This window comes from Scytonema sp. NUACC21 (assembly GCF_054684315.1).
The window spans coordinates 51569-72182 of record NZ_BAAFZH010000060.1; the positions used below are offsets into that span (position 1 = coordinate 51569).

Annotated in this window: 21 protein-coding genes and 3 pseudogenes; 9 read left to right on the forward strand and 15 right to left on the reverse strand. The window is 42.0% G+C overall.

Features of this window, described 5'->3' with window-relative positions:
* Positions 1-56 precede the first annotated feature (56 nt).
* Together ACYRY3_RS09490 and ACYRY3_RS09495 are read right to left on the reverse strand one after the other, a co-directional pair.
* A complete protein-coding gene (locus tag ACYRY3_RS09490) occupies positions 57-224 on the reverse strand; it encodes a metallothionein (protein ID WP_460201436.1) in 168 nt (55 codons plus the stop codon).
* A 169-nt stretch (positions 225-393) separates the two neighbouring features.
* Positions 394-2670, reverse strand: coding sequence for a GumC family protein (locus ACYRY3_RS09495; RefSeq protein ID WP_460201437.1), 2277 nt, complete (start codon positions 2668-2670; stop codon positions 394-396).
* A gap of 1604 nt (positions 2671-4274) precedes the next feature.
* Between ACYRY3_RS09495 and ACYRY3_RS09500 the strand changes: the two genes are divergently transcribed.
* Complete coding sequence (locus ACYRY3_RS09500; RefSeq protein WP_460201438.1) at positions 4275-5702, forward strand: sensor histidine kinase; 1428 nt, start codon at positions 4275-4277, stop codon at positions 5700-5702.
* 12 nt (positions 5703-5714) lie between these two features.
* Here ACYRY3_RS09500 and ACYRY3_RS09505 read toward each other — a convergent pair.
* A pseudogene (locus tag ACYRY3_RS09505) lies at positions 5715-6050 on the reverse strand (ribonuclease Z); the annotation flags it as partial.
* 12 nt (positions 6051-6062) lie between these two features.
* Between ACYRY3_RS09505 and ACYRY3_RS09510 the strand changes: the two are divergent.
* Positions 6063-6434: pseudogene (locus tag ACYRY3_RS09510) on the forward strand (DUF6930 domain-containing protein); the annotation flags it as partial.
* Between the two features lie 772 nt (positions 6435-7206).
* Here ACYRY3_RS09510 and ACYRY3_RS09515 read toward each other — a convergent pair.
* Positions 7207-7341 carry a hypothetical protein gene (locus ACYRY3_RS09515; protein WP_460201439.1) on the reverse strand — a complete coding sequence of 45 codons (135 nt, stop codon included), beginning with the start codon at positions 7339-7341 and terminating at the stop codon, positions 7207-7209.
* A 268-nt stretch (positions 7342-7609) separates the two neighbouring features.
* Between ACYRY3_RS09515 and ACYRY3_RS09520 the strand changes: the two genes are divergently transcribed.
* The 3 genes from ACYRY3_RS09520 to ACYRY3_RS09530 all read left to right on the forward strand — a co-directional run bounded on the left by ACYRY3_RS09520 (position 7610) and on the right by ACYRY3_RS09530 (position 9865).
* Positions 7610-7777, forward strand: a complete 168-nt coding sequence (locus tag ACYRY3_RS09520) for a ribbon-helix-helix domain-containing protein (RefSeq protein ID WP_460201440.1) — start codon at positions 7610-7612, stop codon at positions 7775-7777.
* A gap of 169 nt (positions 7778-7946) precedes the next feature.
* Complete coding sequence (zds, locus tag ACYRY3_RS09525; protein ID WP_460201441.1) at positions 7947-9389, forward strand: 9,9'-di-cis-zeta-carotene desaturase; 1443 nt, start codon at positions 7947-7949, stop codon at positions 9387-9389.
* A 32-nt stretch (positions 9390-9421) separates the two neighbouring features.
* Positions 9422-9865 carry an SRPBCC family protein gene (locus ACYRY3_RS09530; protein ID WP_460201442.1) on the forward strand — a complete coding sequence of 148 codons (444 nt, stop codon included), beginning with the start codon at positions 9422-9424 and terminating at the stop codon, positions 9863-9865.
* 193 nt (positions 9866-10058) lie between these two features.
* On the opposite strand, the gene ACYRY3_RS09535 is transcribed toward ACYRY3_RS09530, so the two are convergent.
* Both ACYRY3_RS09535 and cobQ read right to left on the reverse strand, forming a co-directional pair.
* Entirely contained in the window at positions 10059-10298 is a 240-nt protein-coding gene (locus ACYRY3_RS09535; protein WP_460201443.1) for a 2Fe-2S iron-sulfur cluster-binding protein, read from the reverse strand.
* 12 nt (positions 10299-10310) lie between these two features.
* A complete protein-coding gene (gene cobQ, locus ACYRY3_RS09540) occupies positions 10311-11789 on the reverse strand; it encodes a cobyric acid synthase CobQ (protein WP_460201457.1) in 1479 nt (492 codons plus the stop codon).
* Positions 11790-11884: 95 nt separating this feature from the next.
* Between cobQ and ACYRY3_RS09545 the strand changes: the two genes are divergently transcribed.
* Positions 11885-12010 (forward strand): hypothetical protein, encoded by a 126-nt coding sequence (locus ACYRY3_RS09545; RefSeq protein WP_460201444.1) that lies wholly within the window; start codon positions 11885-11887, stop codon positions 12008-12010.
* 58 nt (positions 12011-12068) lie between these two features.
* Here the strand turns inward: ACYRY3_RS09545 and ACYRY3_RS09550 are convergent, their stop codons facing one another.
* Positions 12069-12473: an Npun_F0494 family protein gene (locus tag ACYRY3_RS09550; RefSeq protein WP_460201445.1), complete on the reverse strand. Its 405-nt coding sequence runs from the start codon at positions 12471-12473 to the stop codon at positions 12069-12071.
* A 347-nt stretch (positions 12474-12820) separates the two neighbouring features.
* Here ACYRY3_RS09550 and ACYRY3_RS09555 point away from each other — a divergent pair, with 347 nt between their 5' ends.
* The 3 genes and pseudogenes from ACYRY3_RS09555 to ACYRY3_RS09565 all read left to right on the forward strand — a co-directional run bounded on the left by ACYRY3_RS09555 (position 12821) and on the right by ACYRY3_RS09565 (position 14835).
* Positions 12821-13270 (forward strand): peroxiredoxin, encoded by a 450-nt coding sequence (locus tag ACYRY3_RS09555; RefSeq protein ID WP_460201446.1) that lies wholly within the window; start codon positions 12821-12823, stop codon positions 13268-13270.
* A 55-nt stretch (positions 13271-13325) separates the two neighbouring features.
* Positions 13326-13418, forward strand: a pseudogene (locus ACYRY3_RS09560) (photosystem II protein D1); the annotation flags it as partial.
* Positions 13419-13734: 316 nt separating this feature from the next.
* The gene (locus ACYRY3_RS09565; RefSeq protein ID WP_460201447.1) at positions 13735-14835 is read left to right on the forward strand and encodes an alpha/beta fold hydrolase; all 1101 of its coding nucleotides are present in this window, start codon (positions 13735-13737) and stop codon (positions 14833-14835) included.
* 14 nt (positions 14836-14849) lie between these two features.
* Here the strand turns inward: ACYRY3_RS09565 and ACYRY3_RS09570 are convergent, their stop codons facing one another.
* The 8 genes from ACYRY3_RS09570 to gvpA all read right to left on the reverse strand — a co-directional run bounded on the left by ACYRY3_RS09570 (position 14850) and on the right by gvpA (position 19502).
* On the reverse strand, positions 14850-15320 hold the full coding sequence (locus ACYRY3_RS09570) for a GNAT family N-acetyltransferase (RefSeq protein WP_460201448.1): 471 nt from the start codon (positions 15318-15320) through the stop codon (positions 14850-14852).
* Between the two features lie 104 nt (positions 15321-15424).
* Entirely contained in the window at positions 15425-15826 is a 402-nt protein-coding gene (locus ACYRY3_RS09575) for an FHA domain-containing protein (protein WP_460201449.1), read from the reverse strand.
* A 96-nt stretch (positions 15827-15922) separates the two neighbouring features.
* Positions 15923-17155: a vWA domain-containing protein gene (locus tag ACYRY3_RS09580; RefSeq protein WP_460201450.1), complete on the reverse strand. Its 1233-nt coding sequence runs from the start codon at positions 17153-17155 to the stop codon at positions 15923-15925.
* 15 nt (positions 17156-17170) lie between these two features.
* Complete coding sequence (locus tag ACYRY3_RS09585; protein WP_460201452.1) at positions 17171-17443, reverse strand: hypothetical protein; 273 nt, start codon at positions 17441-17443, stop codon at positions 17171-17173.
* Between the two features lie 104 nt (positions 17444-17547).
* Positions 17548-17736, reverse strand: a complete 189-nt coding sequence (locus ACYRY3_RS09590; protein ID WP_460201453.1) for a hypothetical protein — start codon at positions 17734-17736, stop codon at positions 17548-17550.
* The gene (gvpN, locus tag ACYRY3_RS09595; protein WP_460201454.1) at positions 17733-18656 is read right to left on the reverse strand and encodes a gas vesicle protein GvpN; all 924 of its coding nucleotides are present in this window, start codon (positions 18654-18656) and stop codon (positions 17733-17735) included. The genes ACYRY3_RS09590 and gvpN overlap by 4 nt, the downstream gene beginning before the upstream one ends.
* Positions 18657-18658: 2 nt before the next feature.
* Positions 18659-19132 (reverse strand): hypothetical protein, encoded by a 474-nt coding sequence (locus ACYRY3_RS09600; protein WP_460201455.1) that lies wholly within the window; start codon positions 19130-19132, stop codon positions 18659-18661.
* 151 nt (positions 19133-19283) lie between these two features.
* Complete coding sequence (gene gvpA, locus ACYRY3_RS09605) at positions 19284-19502, reverse strand: gas vesicle structural protein GvpA (RefSeq protein ID WP_038082255.1); 219 nt, start codon at positions 19500-19502, stop codon at positions 19284-19286.
* Between the last annotated feature and the right edge of the window lie 1112 nt (positions 19503-20614).

Below are 20614 nucleotides of genomic sequence, written 5' to 3' on the forward strand. Positions count from 1 at the left end.
AGGGTAGCGCAGGTGGGCAGTGCCCACCCTACTGCTTGGGCTAGAGGTAACCCACGTTAACAGGAACAGCCACTGTGGCTACAGCCTTGTATAGTTTTGTGACCTTCGGCACAGCCTTCAGAACAATAATATTTTTCACCCTTGATAATCACATCTTCAAGTGAAATACCAACAATGCACAGACAAGTATCACAAGCACATTTCATTTGAGTAACGGTCGTCATAATAGTCGCCTTAACGATTTTTAAAATAAGAAAAGCAATGGTGTAATGTTAAACTGCCAAGACAAAGAGTACTGTGGTTAAACAAGTATTGTCTGTGTAGTATGGTCTTGACTAGTGACAATCGTGATTTTGAGATTGAAGTTAGTATGGCTGAAAATTATTCAAATACTCATAAAGAACTGCTCACCTCATTAGCGATGATTCCAACCACATTTAGGTTACTTAAAATTAAGGCTGCTTCAACCAGCTCAGTGGAGGATACCTGACCGAGGCGTCCTACCAGGATCGCGCCATTGCAGTAGGAGGCAAGAATTCTGGCATTGACTGTACCAAGAATGGAAGGAGCATCTATCAGCACAATGTCATAGTTTTGCTCGAAAAACTCCATTAGTTCTTTCATCCGCGCAGAACTGAGCAGCTTTACCGGATCTTCTGGTATGGGTCCTGCCGTCAAAACATCAATGGAGGGATGCACGGGCTGAATGAATTCTTTAACAGAAGTATTTGTTTCCTCCAGTAATAATAGGGATAGCCCCCAATCATTAGATAGTGCCAGAATTTTATGTAGGTTGGGTTTACGCAGATTGGCATCAACAAGTAATACCCGTTGATTCATATGAGCAGCACTCACCGCAAGCCCTAATGCCAAAGTTGTTTTGCCTTCTCCCGATGTTGCTGACGTTAACATTAAGGACTTGCAAGGTAAAGAAGACCCTAGTTGAATATTTTGGTACACCATATCAAGGCTTTCATAGGAAGGCAACACGGAATAGATATTGAGTGGATGTTTGTGAGATATCACTTTTTTTGAAGAGCCAGTGAGTATTTTCTGCATAATGGAGGGCAGGCTGAACACCCTCTTTTCCGTACTTAATAACGGTAGTTTTGGTACTGTTCCCAGTAGACGAAGTTTTGTTAGCTTTTGCAAATCTTGTGGAGAAGAAACTGCATCACTTAAAGTTTCTGACATTAAGGCAGTTCCAACACCTAAAATCGGTCCTAATAGCGCTCCTACAAGTATGATGAAAAATCTGTAGCTTCCTAAATAAACTCCTCGTTGGGGTTCTTCTAGAACTTGCAAATCCAATCCCCCTTGAGCAGCCATCGCTCCTAACGATTGTTTTGTCACCATCAGCTGCTCAAGTTTTTTGCGATTAGTTTCCACCTCTGGTAACAAACGATTGTATTCTCCTATCAGACTGGGAAATTTGTTTAGTTCCAGCCGAATTTGTGCTTCAGATTCAGTTAAGCTCTTTTCATTAGCACGCAGTCCCAATAGAACTGTCTGTACTTCTACTAACTCTTGTACCAGCTTTATATCAATACCTGCTATTTGTCCTTGCATTCCCAGAGGTGTCTCTAAGTTGGGGGATTCCAAAGCATCCAACTGCTTCTGTTTAAGCAAAGTCTCTGGTAATTCTTCTGTTTTATTCATTCGCATTCGCTTTCCCTCTGCAAAAGAAAACCGCTCCATTTCTTCGTGTAAAAGAGCAACTTGATTTTGACGCTGCTGAATCAGTTTTTGTATGGTAGGGGAGTTTTCTGTATAACGCTGCCGTTCTTTAGTCAAAGCCAATTCTGTCTTTTGAATTTCATTAACCAATATTTGGTATCGAGTTGATTGACTCAGACGAAAAGAGAGAGACCCCTTCTGGGGTAAATAATCTAGTTCTTTTTTAAGATTGTTGTAACGAGCTTGTGCATCTTGAAGCTGCGCCCGAGTGATTCTTAACTGTTTTTTAATGTCAGCTAGAGCTTCCAAAAGAATTTTGCCTTGCACTTCCGGGTCTAGCAAATTATGTTTTTTCCGGAATTTTTCCAATTTATCCTCAGCTTGAACCATCTCATTTTTGACTTTGGGAAGTCGCTCGTTTAAAAAAGAGATTCCTTGAGAAATCCGCTCTTTTTGCTGTTCAAGTTTATAGTTTTGATAGACCTGTTGTATAGTCAGAAGAACTTTTTGTGCTTTAACTGGGTCGCTGTCTTTATAGGAAATCTCAAAAACTGGAGACAACTGCCTATTATTTCCTGTATAATTTTCTACTTTTGTGACAAACAAACGTCCTTGTTTACCTTGCTTACCTTTGATATCTTCCACTGTGAGATCTGGATAATCAGAGTGCAGTAAATCTACAGCCTTCTGTATCAGTTTAGAACTGAGCATGAGCTTTAGCTGGGGATTATAATCAACAACTTCAAGATTGCGATCGCTAACTCTACTTCCTACGTCTTCAGAGGCTTTGGAACTAACCAGTATTTGCATAGAACTCTGGTATGTTGGTTTTGTCATAAAAGCCAAAAGGCTTGTAAAAGACATGACTATGCAGTAAACACTCATAATTTGCCAGCGTCTGCGAAGCAGAACTGTGGAGAGTTTTCTAACCTCAACCGTATGTTTTGGGGATATAACTGTTATCTTCCCACCTTCCAAACCAATGTCAGTCACTATCAAATTCCTCTCATATCAAATAATTTCTACAGTATTGTGAAAAAAGTTTCGCAAAATTTGTTACTGAACTACAAACCATGTAGTGTACATATGATTTCTTTTTAAAGAAGAAATGAGGCGTCAATGAATTGTTTTTTCCAATAAGAAATCATGTTTTCTATCTACAGCAGTTACAAGCTATAACCTCTAATAATCTTTATTTTCATCTCAACCTAAATGAAAACAACGCAATAGTCAATGTCTTACATGAATCTTTATCATATTGTTAATAGGCTCTATAGTATTGCTTTGTAGTTATTGGGTCACTCGTTTATACAATGAACTATAAAATGATGTTTAGTCATAAATTTTACTAAAACGGTCGTAAATGACTCTGTTTTTTATACAACTTAAATTGTGTTTTAAATCACATTTATAATACTTATAAAAGTATAGTTAATCCTATTTGACTTGTGAAAATTACCAGACCTCTAAAACCCAGTTTTTTAAACAACCTAGGTTTCGGGAATAGCTGACTTCCTTACCGTCATTTGATTACCTAAAGAAGTAGGTAGGGCTATGCCGCACAACAGCTAACTAATGGTGGGCAGTGCCCACCCTACGAAATACAACATTTTGCAGGTCAATGAAGTACATGGGTAGGGGTGCAAGGCATTGCGCCCTTACTTTTATTTTTGCAATAAGGTGATGGTGTATGAATATTTATTAATCAGTAACAGCAAAATTTATGATTCAACCCATTGTATTCTTTTTGTTTAAGTAATGACTTTGTCAATAAATTATGACACACGGTACAATCTCAAAGAACCTGACCAGAAGCTGTCCATTTCTGTATAATTAACTCTATAGCAGTGTACTATTTTACTAAAGCAAAGCTAAAAATAAAAAAAATATTTGATTTGTTTGATTTAGGGAATTAAAGTTTTTGTAAAAATCACCAAAAATTTGCGGAAATTCATCAAAACGGCAGATAGCTGCTAGTACAGGTTGGTAGGAAGAAAGCTATCCTTAAAAGTAACTGAGTTGGGTGCAATTACTGTATTTATTTCCTAGGAAAAGTATAAGCATTGTTTGTTGTTAGTGGATGTTGGTTAGTTGTAAAAGTTCTGCTTTATTAAGATGAGAGCGACTAACATCTGACTGGTAAGCATTAACCGAGGGATTGGAAACGGCTCTCCTGTGGGTATTGGTATGCTAACTTGATACACATTTAGAGATTGTTAAAAATAAAGATTCTGTAAAAATATACTCTTTTTTCAAAAGTTTTTTCGATAGAAAATTACTCGTCTTCAAATATTAAATTTTTCTCGCTCACAAAAATAAGATTTGTATACAATAGATTGATGTGTAATGCAGAATTGCCGCAAGGCTTGCGCTACAAATAAATTGTTAGCGCCCTGTTTAATGATAAGGATGCACTGCCCTTGGAAGGGTTTACGTAAAGGCTAGCGCAGATGTTACTTCTTTTGTGAATTATTCTCCAAATGATATGACTGCCAGCTTTAGTTCTAAGAAGTTGTTAGCCAACAACAATTGTTGTGGCAAATTTTGCGGAAAGTCCCCTGTAATTGCATTTTTAGTGAATGCAGCAAGTGAAATCGATGCTGAGACAACTAATTGAAATGCCAACTCCTGTGCAGCATGAGGCAGCAAGACTTAAGATACTTCACCAGTATGAAATCCTTGACACTCCTGATGAGGAAGACTTTGATGATTTGACCGAATTGGCGACACAGATTTGTCATACTCCGGTGGCGTTCATTACCTTTGTAGATGCTAATCGACAATGGTTCAAGTCAAAAGTGGGCTCGAAGATAACGGAAGCATCAATGGAGGAAGGTTTTTGTCCATTGGTCGTTCAAAAAAGTCGTGAGTTCATTATCCCAGATACGCTAGCAGATGAGCAGCTTGCAACAAACCCCGTTGTTGTCTCTCCACCCCATGTTCGGTTTTATGCTGGCATACCCTTGATAGTTAAAGAAGGCTATGCTGTGGGAACAATTTGCGTTATTGACTTTGTACCCCGTCAACTAAGCCAACAGCAAATTGAGACGCTAAAAACCTTAAGTCGCCAAGTCGTAAGGCTGCTAGAACGCAAGCGAACTGAATCTGCTCTTGTGGCACTGACACAGAAAGAACAAAACAGAGCTCAACAACTTGAGCAAGCCATGCAAGAACTGACTCGCACCCAATCCCAATTGGTACAAAACGAAAAAATGATCGGTTTGGGTCAGCTTGTGGCGGGGGTCGCCCATGAAATTAACAACCCACTTAACTTTATCTACGCAAATCTGATCCATGCCAATGAGTATATGCGGGATTTACTCAACTTAATTGAACTTTACCAAAAGCACTATCCGGAGGCAGTGACGGAAATTGAAGCCAGGATGAAGGCAATTGACTTCCAGTTCATGCAAGAAGACCTACCCAAACTGATGTCATCAATGACTATTGGAGCCGAACGCATCCGACAAATTGTCTTATTGTTGAGGAATTTCTCACATCTAGACCAATCCGAAATGGTAGCTGCGGACATTCATGAGGGTTTGGATAACACTTTGTTACTCCTTAAATATCGACTCAGAAGTATGGTGGATAAACCTGGCATTAAAGTTATTAAAGAATACGGTAACTTGCCTGATGTGGAATGCTATGCCGGACAATTAAACCAGGTGTTTATGAATATTTTGACTAATGCAATTGATGCTCTCAATAGCGAGAGCTCGAAAACCACTCAAGGTCACTCCAACCCTGCGTCCGATCCTTGTATTTGGATTCGTACCAAAGTTATAGACTCTGAGTATGTCCTAATCCAAATTGCTGACAATGGACCGGGTATGACTGGGGAGGTACACTCCAAGCTATTCGACCCGTTTTTTACAACTAAACCCGTGGGAGCAGGGACTGGTTTGGGATTGTCAATCAGCTACCAAATTGTTGAGAAGCATGGCGGACAATTAACTTGTACTTCAGCACCCGGACAAGGTGCTGAATTCGTCATTAAGATACCAATCCATAATAATTCGTAATTGTACGAATCATTACGCCTGTCGAAATACATCTGTCGAATTAACAATTAGGCTCTCCCGCCTTCTAGGTACTTCATAAGTCATAAAATCGTAAGCCATATCTGTTTTAGGAAAAATAGCACGGGCTTCCTCAAGCAAATCCTTTAATTCTATAGCATTTCCAGGGGCATAACGAGGACTAAAATGTGTCACGATCAGCCGATGCACCCCAGCAGCTAAGGCTGTTTGTGCTGCCATTGTGGTGGTGGAATGCAACCGCTGAAAAGCTAATTCTGCGTCTTGATGAGCAAAAGTCGCTTCATGAATTAACACATCAGCATCCCTTGCCAATTCCACCGCATTCTCACACTAAATTGTGTCGCAAAAACTGTGATTGAAAACATCGAACAAGCTGGTGGGCTGAAAGCGATTTGTTTTAATCCAGGTGCCGATCCTTTTGATGACAAACATTATGACTTGGGTTTATTACAAACTGAAAATGATGAGTTGTTTCTCTTTGGTGAGTTTGAAGATGATGACCCAATACACGTGGAAGCTCGAAAAAAATGGAATCAACGGTGTAAGAATACCAAAGGCTACTGTGGTTTGATTATTGCCAAAGGGCTCACAGGGTCTTCTCGTGGCAATCCCCAACTACGGGATATGATGGCTTTATTTGAAGCACGTTTCCTGTCATCAAAAGAGTTAGGGCTCGGAACTCTCCAACTTATGCCTCAACTACAATTCGAGTAATTCACTCATCAAAAGAGTTGAGATGGAGACAGCCGCGCTAAGCTACTTAACAAGTCAAGACTGTCCTTTGCCAAAAGTCCAGTGTAAAGCTTATACATGACTTTGAACTTTGGACTTTTCAAGAAAACTCCGTATTTCTCATAGCAGAATCTGTGGTCAATCATAAAGATAATCACAATGCAAAGGCAACAGGAAACAGTGAATATTTCCATTGAGGTTTAAATCCCCAGTTGAAAGCAACTACTGATAGAAGTGGAGGTTTCTTACTCCCAAATGTAGGGAACAAAAAACGAGAAACTCTGTTACGAGAATCTCTGTTTCCTGTTCCCCCTTCCCTTTTTCGGTGAAATTCTTAAAAGAGTATTGATTTGATAATAATTCTGTGAATAAACTTTTTTAAATTATTTTCAATAAAAATTGTAAAGAATAAGTAAAGTCTAAAAAATCTTCTCAAAAAGATATAAAATAATGATTGGGTAATGTACTTAATATGTTATTATAATGATTTGCGATAGTTACTGTGCATAAACAAAAACCTTTTTCAATAGAAGAACTCCTAGTGGCGAGATGTCATTGGTAAATGTCTGTTTGTTCTAATACAATCTGCCTAAAAGGTGTTTGAAGAAGTCTAGTTACTTAAAAATCTGTAACAGAAACTCATTCCACCGCCTATGGTGCTTTACGAGTCTGAATTAGAAGTACTGCACTACAACTAAATCAGTCATAGCAACCTTCTTGATTGAACTGCAGACTAATATCTGGGTACTATAATCTAAGGTTGATGGCATAAAGTTTTTCTTACAGTGTTTGATGCTTCAAAGCTGTAGGGTATATCTTGTAGTGTAGCAAGGCTACCAAGCTCGGAATTCGTTATCTGGTTGACAGACACTTTTTCAACCAAATTCATAAGATTTCTTAGTCAAGGCCATGCATCCTGTTGCTTATTTTCTTCTGTTGGCAACAGGTTTACTCTATGTTTTACTATCACAAGAACAACTGTTGACTGCAACTCCTTTATACTTTATCTGAAAATGAAGCACGCTTTCACAAAACTAAACAAAATTTTTAGTCTTCACAAAATTACTTGTTTCCAGGCAAAAACTCTGATAATGTTTCCTTTTTATCTCTAGTTGTTCCTTTCGGTCGTGTTCATATCCAGCAAATAGTACAATCAAATGACAAATAAGAAATGGGCTGTAAAACGTATTACTGTCAATTTAGCAACGCAGGAGGCGGAAAAACTGGAAAAGTATTGCCGTCTTACAGGTAGACCTGCTACCGATATCATTCGAGAACTGATTCGAGGATTGTCGGTGACGGATGACCAAAAAGATCCAAGTTGAGTGGGAAGATTGTCTAGAGTTCAGGGTCAAAAGACAAAAATCTAAGATTTGTGACTTTTGACGTTTGAAAGTAGGATTCCTGCTTCTTCACCTATATACGAGTTATGAATCGCAAATTCCGACCCCAACCCAGTTACAATTTGTAATGAAACTGAGAAGGAAAGACGGAATGCGTGTTGCAATCGTAGGTGCGGGGCTTGCTGGACTAGCAACCGCTGTAGATTTAGCTGATGCTGGCTGTGAAATCCAGATTTTCGAGTCCCGTCCATTTATTGGTGGAAAAGTTAGCAGTTGGATAGATGGCAATGGTAACCATATTGAAATGGGATTGCACGTCTTCTTTGGCAACTACTATCAATTGTTAGCATTGATGGAAAAAGTGGGGGCAGGGAACAACCTGCGTCCAAAAGACCATACTCATACTTTCATTAACAAGGGAGGGAGTATAGGAGAATTAGATTTTCGTTTCTTCATGGGTGCGCCGTTTCATGGATTAAAGGCATTTTTCACAAGTTCCCAACTTTCAGTATTAGATAAATTGCAAAATGCAGTGGCGCTAGGGACTAGCCCGATAGTCAGGGGTTTGGTAGACTTTAATGGCGCAATGCAAAATATCCGCGACCTAGATAAAGTCAGCTTTGCTGATTGGTTCCGCAGTCACGGTGGTAGCGAGGGTAGTATCAAGCGGATGTGGAATCCCATCGCTTATGCCCTTGGTTTTATTGATTGCGACCACATTTCAGCTCGTTGTATGCTAACTGTTTTCCAGCTATTTGCAGTGAGAACAGAAGCTTCTAAACTGCGAATGCTCGAAGGCTCTCCTTATGAGTACCTGCACAAACCCATTGTGGAATATTTAGAAGCTAGGGGGACAAAGATTTACACTCGGCGTCAAGTGCGGGAAATAAAGTTTACCGAGGACGGAGAACAAACTCACGTCACTGGTTTGGTAGTGGCAAATGGTGATGAGTCCGAGTTGATAACCGCTGATGCCTATGTCGCCGCCTGTGATGTACCGGGAATTCAGCGATTGTTACCTCAAACATGGCGTAAGTGGTCTGAGTTCGATAACATTCACAAATTAGATGCAGTCCCAGTCGCAACCGTGCAACTCCGCTTTGATGGTTGGGTGACGGAACTGCACGACGCCGAAAAACGCAAACAGCTAGAACGTGCGGTAGGAATTGATAATTTACTTTATACCCCTGATGCTGATTTTTCTTGTTTTGCCGATTTAGCGTTGACTAGCCCTGCTGATTATTATCGCGAGGGACAAGGCTCTTTGTTACAGCTTGTACTGACACCGGGAGACCCATTTATTAAGCAAAGTAATGACGCGATCGCATCCCACGTCCTCAAGCAAGTACACGAGCTGTTCCCCTCATCACGAGAGCTAAACATGACCTGGTATAATGTGGTCAAACTGGCTCAGTCTCTCTACCGAGAAGCACCGGGAATGGATATTTACCGTCCCCAGCAAAAGACGCCTATTCCTAACTTTTTTCTCGCAGGTAGCTATACGCAGCAAGATTATATCGATAGTATGGAAGGTGCAACACTTTCAGGCAAGCATGCAGCAAAGGCGATTTTGGAGAGTGTGAAGAAGTCATAAACCACACCAGGCGCAGAGGACGCAAAGAAAGAATGGCAGATTGGTTAGAACACAGCGTACAGGTGGACGTAGAGGCTCCTATTGAGTTAGTATGGGGTCTTTGGTCAGACTTAGAGCAGATGCCCCGTTGGATGAAGTGGATTCAGTCTGTTAAGGTTTCACCCGATAATCCCGAGATTTCTTTATGGACCCTCAATACTGGTGGCTTAGAATTTACTTGGAAATCTCGCATCCTCAAGGTTGTTCCCAAGCAAATCATTCAATGGGAATCTGTAGATGGTTTGCCCAATCAGGGAGCAGTGCGTTTTTACGATCGCCAAGGTAGCAGTATTGTTAAACTCTCTATTGCTTACGCTATCCCCGGTATTCTCGGCAAGATTATGGATAATTTATTTTTAGGGCGCGTGGTGGAATCGACTATAAAAGCCGATTTAGATAGGTTCAGAGAGTATGCTCTCAAGGTGAAATCTTCTTGATGGCTAATGGCTAATTACTAAAAAACTGTTAATAAATGAAAGTAGGGTGGGCACTGCCCACCACTCCAGAAAACTGTATCCCGGCTTGAAGTATCTGACAATAAAAAAATTTAAGTTTGTGCATAATTCAACGAGTAATGGCTAATTGCAATTCACTGTAAGCTATTAGCCATTAACCATTGGCTATCAGCAATCACCAAGTGGGATCGCTATACAAATTAATCGTCAACTGTTGGCGATCTGGTGGAACCGAGCTAATGCATGCGCGGATGGTATCCCCATCTTCTAAATCCACGGCGCAAGCAAAACAGGACCCCATGAGACAACCGGTGGGAATCAATACCCCAGCTCTCTCTGCTACATCCAGCAGTGGTTCTCCTACTTCGGCGTCTACTGTGACATCATCAGGTAAAAAACGGACGCTAACAGTCATGACAGCTTACCTTCAAGACAAAAACGGTGTTAAGTCCAAGTGGCGTTCAACTTCAATAGCAAGGGAGTCTAAAAGGTTTTCCCTTTGTTCTCGGTAGTTTGCAACGCCAGTGGGTAAAGACTTTAATCCCCTTTGTTGACGCAGGCGGTTTAACCAGGCGCGTCGCCAAGGACCGTTGTCAAAAATACCGTGGAGATAAGTTCCCCAAACTGACAGGCAACTATCTACCAACCCTAAATTAGCATCATCAAACAGGGGATAGTAAGCTTGTGGGTCTACTCCTTGAGTTTCTGTACGCGATCGCCCTTGATGGATTTCAAACCCGACAACGGGTAAACCCATTTGCGGATAGTTGGAACTCACTTGTCGCTGACGAGCAATTTTTTGTCCTGTAATCACAGTTTTAATTGGTAATAGTCCCAATCCCTGGTATCTGCCAGCTTGTCCTTCGATTCCCTCTGGGTCTGCTATCATCTGACCTAGTATCTGATAGCCACCACAAATCCCCAAAACTGTACCCCCAGCCGCTGCATAGTGCTGAATTGCTTCTGCCATACCGCTTTTCTGCATTACTAATAAGTCGGGAATTGTGGTCTTTGTACCGGGGATAATGACTGCATCCGGATGCCCCAAATCCTGCTTGGGGCTTAAGTACTTAACTGTAACTGTAGATTCTGATTCTAAAGGGTCAAAGTCTGTAAAGTTAGAGATTCTGGGTAAACGTATAACACTAACATTGAGTTCGGTGTTGGATTTTACCACCTTTCGTTCTAGTAAATCCAGAGAGTCTTCCGCAGGGTATACCTGATCTAGGTAAGGAATCACACCTAACACAGGAATACCAGTACGTTCTTCCAACCACTTTATTCCCGGTTCGAGAAGCGATCGCTGTCCTCGGAACTTATTAATGACTATACCCTTAATTAATTCGCGTTCATCTGGTTCTAGTAACTCCAGAGTTCCCACCACATGAGCAAATGCGCCCCCTCTGTCAATATCAACCACCAGTAGTGTTGATGCATTCAAGTGTTTTGCCACCCGCATATTGGTTAAATCGCGATGCTTGATGTTAATCTCTGCTGGGCTTCCCGCTCCTTCACACACCAGTAAATCAAATTCCGTACCCAAATGCTGCAACGATTCTTCGATTGCTCGCCACCCGACGTCAAAGTATTGTTCGTAATAATCTGACGCACTAACTCTACCCACGTGCTTGCCTTTGATGATGACTTGAGAAGTCATATCTCCTTGAGGCTTTAACAATATTGGGTTCATTTCTACCCAAGGAACAACTCCAGCTGCCCATGCTTGCACTGCCTGGGCGTAACCAATCTCTCCACCATTAGGGGTCACATAAGCATTTAAAGCCATATTTTGACCTTTAAAGGGAGCCACTCGCCAACCACGGCGCGATAATATGCGACAAATAGCCGCAGTTAACAAGGATTTCCCTGCGTGGGATGTTGTTCCCACCACCATAATTGCTTTCATAACTAACTTTCTTTTGTTCCAGTCGGGTCTGAGTGATTCACGGGGGAAAGAGTGAGTCATTGGTCATTAGGTATTTGACAAATGACTATTGACAAATGGCAATCCACTTGCTTTCACCACTTAAGCCAGGTGGCAATGGTAAAGACTTCATGGGTGGAGTTTACGCTTCCGTATTTATTGTTCCCTTTTACCCCAAACTATTAACACTTGTCAGGGATTGATTATCAGTTACCAACGATAACTGAATCATTGTTTACCGTTACGTGTTAAGCCTCTGTTTTAAAAAGGTAGCCTCAACCAACGGATTGTCGCATTGTAAAGGCGATCGCTCCACGAGGGAGTACGCCAGGATTTCTGGTAGCACTGTTCTACTAACTGGCGACCTAAGGGAGTCAGACGGAAACTATCCGTAATTCCCTGACCATCAACTTCTCGCCGCAATACACCCACTTGAATCAACCATACCAGATCGTTATCTGCTGACAATTCTGATAACGAGCGTTTTGTGAACCCCTTCTCGACACCTTTCTTACCAATAATCTCGCCTAATGCCACACGATGAGAGAGCATTTCTTCAAACAGACAAAAATGAAACGGAGAACACGCAAGTGCCCTTTCGGCTCGTTCTATAGTTTTACGAGGGTAGCTAAAGATTTTTTGGCTTTGAGAACTGGCAACAGACATTCTAACTCTCTCGGTATATTTTCTTTTAAGAGAGGAATCTAACGCTGTAAATAACAAGCATTAGGTGTAGGTTTAATATATATTTATATTTTACAGCAATTCACAACAAAAGCCCACAAACTGAAACAACATCCTCAGCAGGGATGCCTTTCTTTGGTGAAAAAGTGCAAAAAAAAATACAAAAACTTTGATACAATAACCCCTGCTAGGGAAAACAGTGTTAGTTTCTACCACTAATGCCGTCCATAAAGCGAAAGCTGATTGGTAGAGCAGGCTGGTTGCAAAATCTTACTAAGATTGTTTCCCGTTCAAACTAACCTCTGTATTTAGAAGAGATACTAACAACTATGCCTTTAGCAGTTGGTAACGAAGCACCGAACTTTACCGTCCAAGACACTAACGGCAACACCGTATCATTGTCTGATTTCAAGGGCAAAACAGTGGTTTTGTATTTCTACCCCAAAGATGACACTCCAGGTTGCACCAAGCAAGCTTGCAGCTTTAGAGATGCCAGTGAAGACTATAAGGGCAAAGATATAGTAGTCTTGGGAGTTAGTGTTGACGATCTCGCCTCCCATCAGGCGTTTACCCAAAAATACAATCTAAATTTCCCGTTGTTGGCTGACACCGACCAAACTCTTACTAAAGCTTATGATGTCGATGGTGGTGGCTATTCCAAGCGTGTCACCTACGTCATTGATGGCAATGGCAAAATTATTCACGTTGACGCTAGTGTAAATACGTCAACCCATGCTAGCGATGTTTTGGCTGCATTAGGGCAAGGAACTGTAACTTGATTCCTACCCATAGTTACCCTTCCATACCTAAAAAAGGGTAACTATGTGTCAAAATATGCACGAGCGCAATGCTCACAACGTCCCCCTCGACTTGGCTGCAGTTGAAACTGCTCCTGTTGCAATCAGCGCTCCTGCAATCAACGGTTAATCATTGCCTAACACGACTAAAAAGCATCAATAATTAGGTAAAAGGCGCTCTCTTATTCAGGGAGCGCTTTGTGCTTTTGCAGATAGCTACAGATAAAATAAGGATTGAAACAGGTCTGACGGGAAGGGAGTAAAAAGCACCTACTTGAGAACTACTGTAGTTTACTGGTGCTAAGCAGTTTATACATTTGTGGCTTACCAAAGGATGAGGCTACAAATCATTCCTGAGGTTGAAAATTGGATAGTTGTAACTGTGGTATGAACCTAAAAGACAACGCAGTTCATTAGGTATCGCAAGGTTCACGCTCATGCTGTTCATGCCTCATAATTTCCTGCTCCTATGGCTAATTCAACTGCTGTCAATTGGAGTACTTGGTGGAGGAATATACATTCTCTATGAGTGGTACGAAGGAGAACTTGTAGGAACGTCTTACTTAGTAGCTGGAATAGTCATGGTTCTGTGGTCTTTTGGCGGTCGTTTTATCAGTTTGCCTCTGCTGCGCCGTCCTGGAGTCGAGGAACCCAAGTTTATGCGTAGCAAAACCGTGCAGCGCTTGCAACGACCAGATGGGAGTGTATTGCAAGTAGAGTTTTTTGGTCTTCAAGATGGGCAACCAATTATCTTGTCACACGGTTGGGGACCAAATAGTACTGTATGGTATTATGCCAAGCGACAACTTAGCGATCGCTACCGAGTCATTGTTTGGGATCTACCAGGGCTGGGAAAATCCTCTAGACCGAAAAATAACGATTACTCTCTAGAAAAATACGCCCGTGATTTAGAAGCTGTTGTCGCTATAGCAGGAGATAAGCCAGTTATCTTGTTGGGGCATAGCATGGGTGGCATGATTAACCTAACATTCTGTAGGCTGTTTCCCGAGCATTTGGGGAATCGGGTGGCTGGCTTAATTCTTGTGGATACTACTGACACCAATCCGCTTAAAACTTGTATATTTAGCAATCTTGTACGTAAATTGCAGAAGCCTCTGCTCAAACCTGTCTTGTACCTTACTATACTGCTATCACCTATATTTTGGTTGATGACTTGGCTCTCCTATTTCAATGGTTTGCTTTACATCAGCGTAGAAGTGTCTGGATTTACTGGTACTGAAACACGCGGTCAACTCAATTTTGCAGCTTTATTATCAGCATTGGGTTCTCCCGGAGTTCTGGCTCGTGGTACCCTGGCAATGTTCAAGTTTGATGAAACAAAAACACTCGAAACTATTAATGTGCCCGTGTTGGTAGTATGCGGAGCTTCAGATATAGCAACTAAACCTGTGGCAAGCGATCGCATGGCAGCAGAATTACCTTACTCTGAGAGAATCACCATAAAACCAGGTGGACATATGGCATTAATGGAACAAAACCAGCAGTTTGCCGAAGCAGTCAGCACGTTTTGTGCTAAATCCTCTTAGGGGCGTTATTTACTCTAGTTCCCATTTAAGACTTTACGGAACACTATCTTGTCAGCGCCCGCTGTGTAAAAATCCCGGATGCGAGCCTCTTCCTCGTAGCCACATTTCATGTAGAACGCCCGTGTGCGATCGAAGCTTGCTAAAGTTTCCACCAATAGCATTCGCCCACCGCGTGCTTTCAAAGTTTCCTCAACATAGCGCATTAGTTTCCCACCTCTTCCTTTTCCCTGGTGGTCGGGGCGAATGGCTATCAATTGTAGATTCCACGTTTGCTCGGTCATCCGTTCGGGCTCACAGTAAGCGACCCCCACTGGTCCATCTTCGTCATCATCGTCGGTAATCCAAAAAGCATCGTTGTCGCTGTTACCGTCGAGGTAGTCAGCCAGCATTTTGCCAAGCGCCTCAAGCTCGTTCGGCTGGAAACCGATTGTATTGGCTACGCTAATCAGCGCCTCTGCATCTTCGGGTTTTGTAGGTCGGAGCATGGAGAAATTTAGTTTGTGCTTATATTTACTGAATACCGAAAATTTGGCTCTTCTTACATTTAGTCACGTTTTTGACATCCATATTTCTAAGTGCAAAATTTAAGTTAAAACATTGTGACTTCAAACTCTAAATCACCGAGCCTAATTTTACTGCCAACTGTAAGTAACGCGGGGGCTGAGGGTTGATTTACTTCTTGGGATACAAGTTGCAGCCCGTTCACAAATGTACCGTTACGACTGGCAAGATCCACAATCTGAAGTTTTTGATTGACCCACTGCACGATCGCATGATGCCGCGATACAGTAATTATCTGCTCAAGTTCGTAACCGCTCAAATCGATGTCAACAATGATATGAGGTGGATGATTCCGCCCAATTAGCGATCGCAATCGATTCAATGGAAAACTATTCTGAGCTTTCGGACCATTACGTACCACTAGATAAGCCGTATCGGGAGTCAATTGGCTCAGTCCAGGAATTGGATCGTAACCCAGACCAGCAAACATATCAACCTCCTAAAAAAGGATAAAATATGAAGGATAAAGGCTGAAGGATTAAGGATTAAATCATTTGTCAGTAAAATGTCTTTCATACTTCATCCTTCATACTTCATACTTTATTTGTCGGGTTGTTGTGAGTAAACCTGTAGTTTGGTGTGGACTGAGTTTACCTGTTTTTTGAAGATAATCTAATTGCTGAGAAGCTTCATTAGCAATTGTTGTTTGACCTGATTTTAAAGCTGCTACTTGAATCTGACTCAAGAGTTCCCCTGTAAGCAGAGGATCGCGAGTCAAGGTAAGTTCGGTGCTGTAGCGATTGATGTCCCAGCAAAGACGATCGCGATCTACCTCTTGATTAATTTGCTGTGCTTCTCGGTAGGAGGGAGTCACTTGCAGGGAAAGAGGAGGCGAAGGAGAGGGAGAAGATGATAACTGAACTTGGACTATCGCGTAGTAACCTGGTTGTTGATTGGCACTCAATGCGGGGACTTCCAAAGCCAACAGTATATCGGTTGCAGTATTGACTCGCAAGTTTGGTAGGTGAATCTCTTGGGAGGTTGTTTCTGTCAAGGGAAGGTAATCAGGACGTAACTGACAGCATCGTTTTAGCTTAACTCCAGTCGCTAAATTCAACTTCAGAATCGCATCTGTTGCTGCAATGGCTTGTACCGCCTGCAACCGTTCTTGAAGTTGAGGTGTGAGTAGCGTTGGATTATCTGCATACATAAATGACCCTTGTCCGCGATCGCTTAAACTGACGAGTAAGGCTGAATTAAAATGGGCAGCATTTCCCAATCCTACGGTACATAGAGTGATGCCGTCTTCTGCCATCTTCTTAGCTTGCTCAATCAAAATGGCTGCATCCTCCAACACTTCTCCTTGTCCAGTTGTAGGATGCCCATCTGTAATTAAAATTCCTACCCTTGCTCTGCCAGTATCTGAAGATAATTCAGACTGAATCCAACTTAAAGCTAAATCTGTCCTGGTAACTCCTTCAGCAACTAACTTCTGTAGAACTGACTGCAGTTTATCCAGCTGAGTGTTTTGCAGATTCTGCACCAAAGGAGTCACCCAGTCAGCAAAACTAGCTACGGACAAGCAATCGCTTTCTCGTAACTGAGACGCTAACGCCTGAGTTGCTGCTTTTGCCTCTTTCCACTTTTCACCTTGCATTGATGCACTAGCATCTAGAGCAATTGCCAATTGCAAAGGCAAGTTTGCCCTCTGTCTTGGGACGTCACCCGAAAACGGTAGAATCCGAACGCGCAGAATATGTTCTGAGAGTTGCGAACTAACTTTAGCAGAGCGGTCCCAATCAAGTTGCAGGTTGAACATAACACGTAAAATAATCTAATAACGCCGCATCTCGTTCAAGAACTTGTTCTGATATCGCAAAAACTCTTGGCGTGATTCTTGAGAACGGCGCTTGCGATCTGCATCAATATCCTTTCGCAAATTCTCAAGTTCCCGAATCCGATGCTGTCTATCTTTAAGAAACTCGCCTTGATATCTGAGATACTCGCTGTGCCATTCCCGAAAGCGACGTTCACCATCCCGCACCAACATCTGCCGATAGTGCTCGTGAGACAGTAAGTGCGGAGGAACATTAGATAGATCTGCCATGATTAAAGACCTGAAAGTAAAGGGTCATCGAAAGGAAACAGAAGGTTAAGAAGCTTATAAATCATCTTTCAGCGTACCTTGCCTTCTGCCTCCAACTTCTAGTACTATAACCGCTTCCATTGTTTCATTAACCATCGCCTCCGGGCTTCACCAGCTAGCATTTTAGCTGTAGCACCATGAGCACGGGCGCGATCGCTGGCTGACAAGTCCAAACCGCTTAAAGTTTGGCAAGCCCGGAAACTAGAAATCGTTGCACCCGTGCGAATTTGGCGCATGGTGCGAATTAGAATCACCGTTTCACCTCCGAACGTTTAGTGCTGGTTGTGTTTGTAGTTAGCAGTTCTTGAAATAAGTCTTGTAGAATCAGCTTTGACTCCTGTAAGGACAGTTTAGAACGGGAAAGTAAAACATCCATACAGATATCTCGAAAATCGTTGCTATTGATGTCTACAGGGATATTCTGATTTTTGCAGACTTTAGCGATGATTAGACAAGCTCTTAAACCAGAAGCCTTTTCATTTTTTGTGCGCTGATGGAAGCACTTGACTAATTGGACAATAACTAAGGCGCTCTTACGAGCCAAACCTGCTTTTTGGACGAGAATTTCCTGTTGGGTTGTTTCGTCTGGTTCGGGGATATCTATTGTAACCAAGCGATCCATCAGAGCATCTTGAGTGGCGTGTACCCCGCAATACTCCTCTGGATTCGAGGTAAAGATTGCGCGGAACTCAGGATGGACGCGGATGTATTCTTGGCGATTGGCAGCTGCTGGCAACACTAACAGCTTTTCCTCTAATGCCGAAAGCAGGACGTTGTTTACCTCAGGACGAGAACGATTGAATTCATCGTAAACTAGGGTGAAGCCTTCACGGCAAGCTGTCGTTAAACGGGAATCTACCCAGGATTCACGGAATTCATCTTCCATCTTGACAACGTTATGGATGTAGTTGTCTACAATCTTCTTGCGGCTGTAGCCTCGTTGATTGCCGATTAAATCGGAAGATTTGTATTCATCGTCACCAAATACCAGTAAGATGGGGCGTTCTAGCATATTCGCTAGATGAACTGCTAATGTTGTTTTGCCCGTACCTGCTGGACCCCGCAAATGGACGGAGAATCCTGTTTGCAGGTAGCGCAAGGCTCGTTTGGTCAGATTGCTGACTTTCGGCGTTTCGATGAAATTTTGTGAATTAATTTGGAGAACTGTAGCCACAACTAACTCCAACTATGATTATTAGAGTTCACCCCAGGAGTTAGGGGGTTTGCTCTGACAGGGACATCAGGTTTGATATTGCCGAATGAGGGTGCTGTTCCCCAAACGTAATCTTGCAAAGCAGCTATAAAAGCGGCTCGTTCCTGAGCTTGTTCTGTCCAAGTTTCTTGTTGCTGCATTCGCGTTTCTTCTAAGAAAGCAGCGACCTCGGCTTGCAAGGTGGTATGGAAACTATTTAACGACTCCCGCATGACAGCAGCCATAGCAGTACGTTCGGCAGTTGCGTTGTGCAGAAATTCTGCTGTTTCTGCCGCTAAGTTTTGGCAAAACTCTTCCAGCCAAGCCCGTTGATACTGATGCAAGGCTGCCATTTCTGCCTGAATTTGCTGCCGGTTTTCTAGCACATTCTGTTGGCGTTGGCGAACTTCTTGTTCGCGCTGCTGCCGTGCAGCATACCATTGTTCTCTAAGAGACACAATTTAAGCTCCTTCCCCGCTATACCTTAAAAAAAGTAGAAATTAACTTCTCTCTATCCACTTTCGATTTTTAATACTGAAAAGGTCTGCTACTGCGGTTTAGCAACAGGCAGACTAACTAAAATGAGAATCAAATGGGAGATAACTTGACTTAGGCAGCTGGTACAGCAGCTTGAGCAGTCAGACCAACAGCTTCAGCGTACTTCAAGTACGTTTCTACTGATGCTATGACTACCCTTGCTTCTACTGCTAGCAATTCAATACCAACTAACGATACCCTTGCCCACAAATCGATGACGACACCTTTGTCAAGGATGCGATCGATAACTTCTGCAAGGCTGGAGGATGAGTTTACTTTTTCAACAGCCACAATCGGGTCACTCCAAAATTTTACATAGATTTTAAAAACCTGTTGTTGCGAGAGTCCACAAAAGACACCTCTGTTTTAGCTGGCAAGATAATTTTCCAGGTTCAATTTCAGGTTTTTCTTCAGATTACGAACAACTTGAGTCATATTTATGACTCCTCGCTATTATTACCTATATATTTTTGATTTTGATGTTAAATTTTTTAACTCGTTTAGTAATAATTCTCAATCATTTATCATAATTTGAGTCTTAAACTAAATTCTATTTCTAAGTCTAAAATCCTTAGATTTAAAGTATTTTAATCTTTGTAATTCTCTCAGTTAGAAAAGCCTGTATACTTAAGATGTCACTGTTATAATTCGCACAATTGCTGAACCGTCTTCTATCAATCTTGTGAGAGAAGAATCTGAAACTCCTACGGGATAAGACTTTTACCAAAAACTTCGATTTCAGCCATTCTGTTAGAAAATAAACGCTCAAATTCCTGCTCCGTCTACAGTTGGAGAATTGGTTCTCATTTTTTTATCGAGAGTGATTAAACAGGGGTATTCGTCTACAAATTTTATCGTTTTGGCTGCCTCTCGTGCCCCAAACATAGTTCAGTAGACCTTTTATGTCACTCTATTTAATTACTTTCTGACAAGAGTAATAAAAGATCGCTAACAGAAAAAATGCTTATCCGTTACGAAGATGCGATCGCCAGTCACTTTCATAAGTCATCATCAAGTCCCGGCGTCAAGTATTGCCTCACTTGTTGGGTTATTTCATTCAAACTAAGCTGGAGGTCGGCATAGTATTGGTTAATTTGGATCTCATCACCTTGCTTTAAACTATCTTGCAACTGCCGACTCAAGTTTTTAATGCCCTTGCGGAGATTGCAACAGAACTCTCAAGTTACCGATTTTTGTTGGCAGTGTCCACTAACAGGGAATGGTGGGCAGTGCCCACCCTACTTTTGTGCCCACCAATAGGGAAGAAGTTATTGCGCTGTTACTGTACGTTCACTTATTTTGAACAAAGATGTTGAGCGCAGTCCGTACCTATAAGGAAGTTTAGGTAGGGTTAGCGAAACCAGTATAGAAATGCGTAGCAACGATTTATTCGGGGTTCTCTT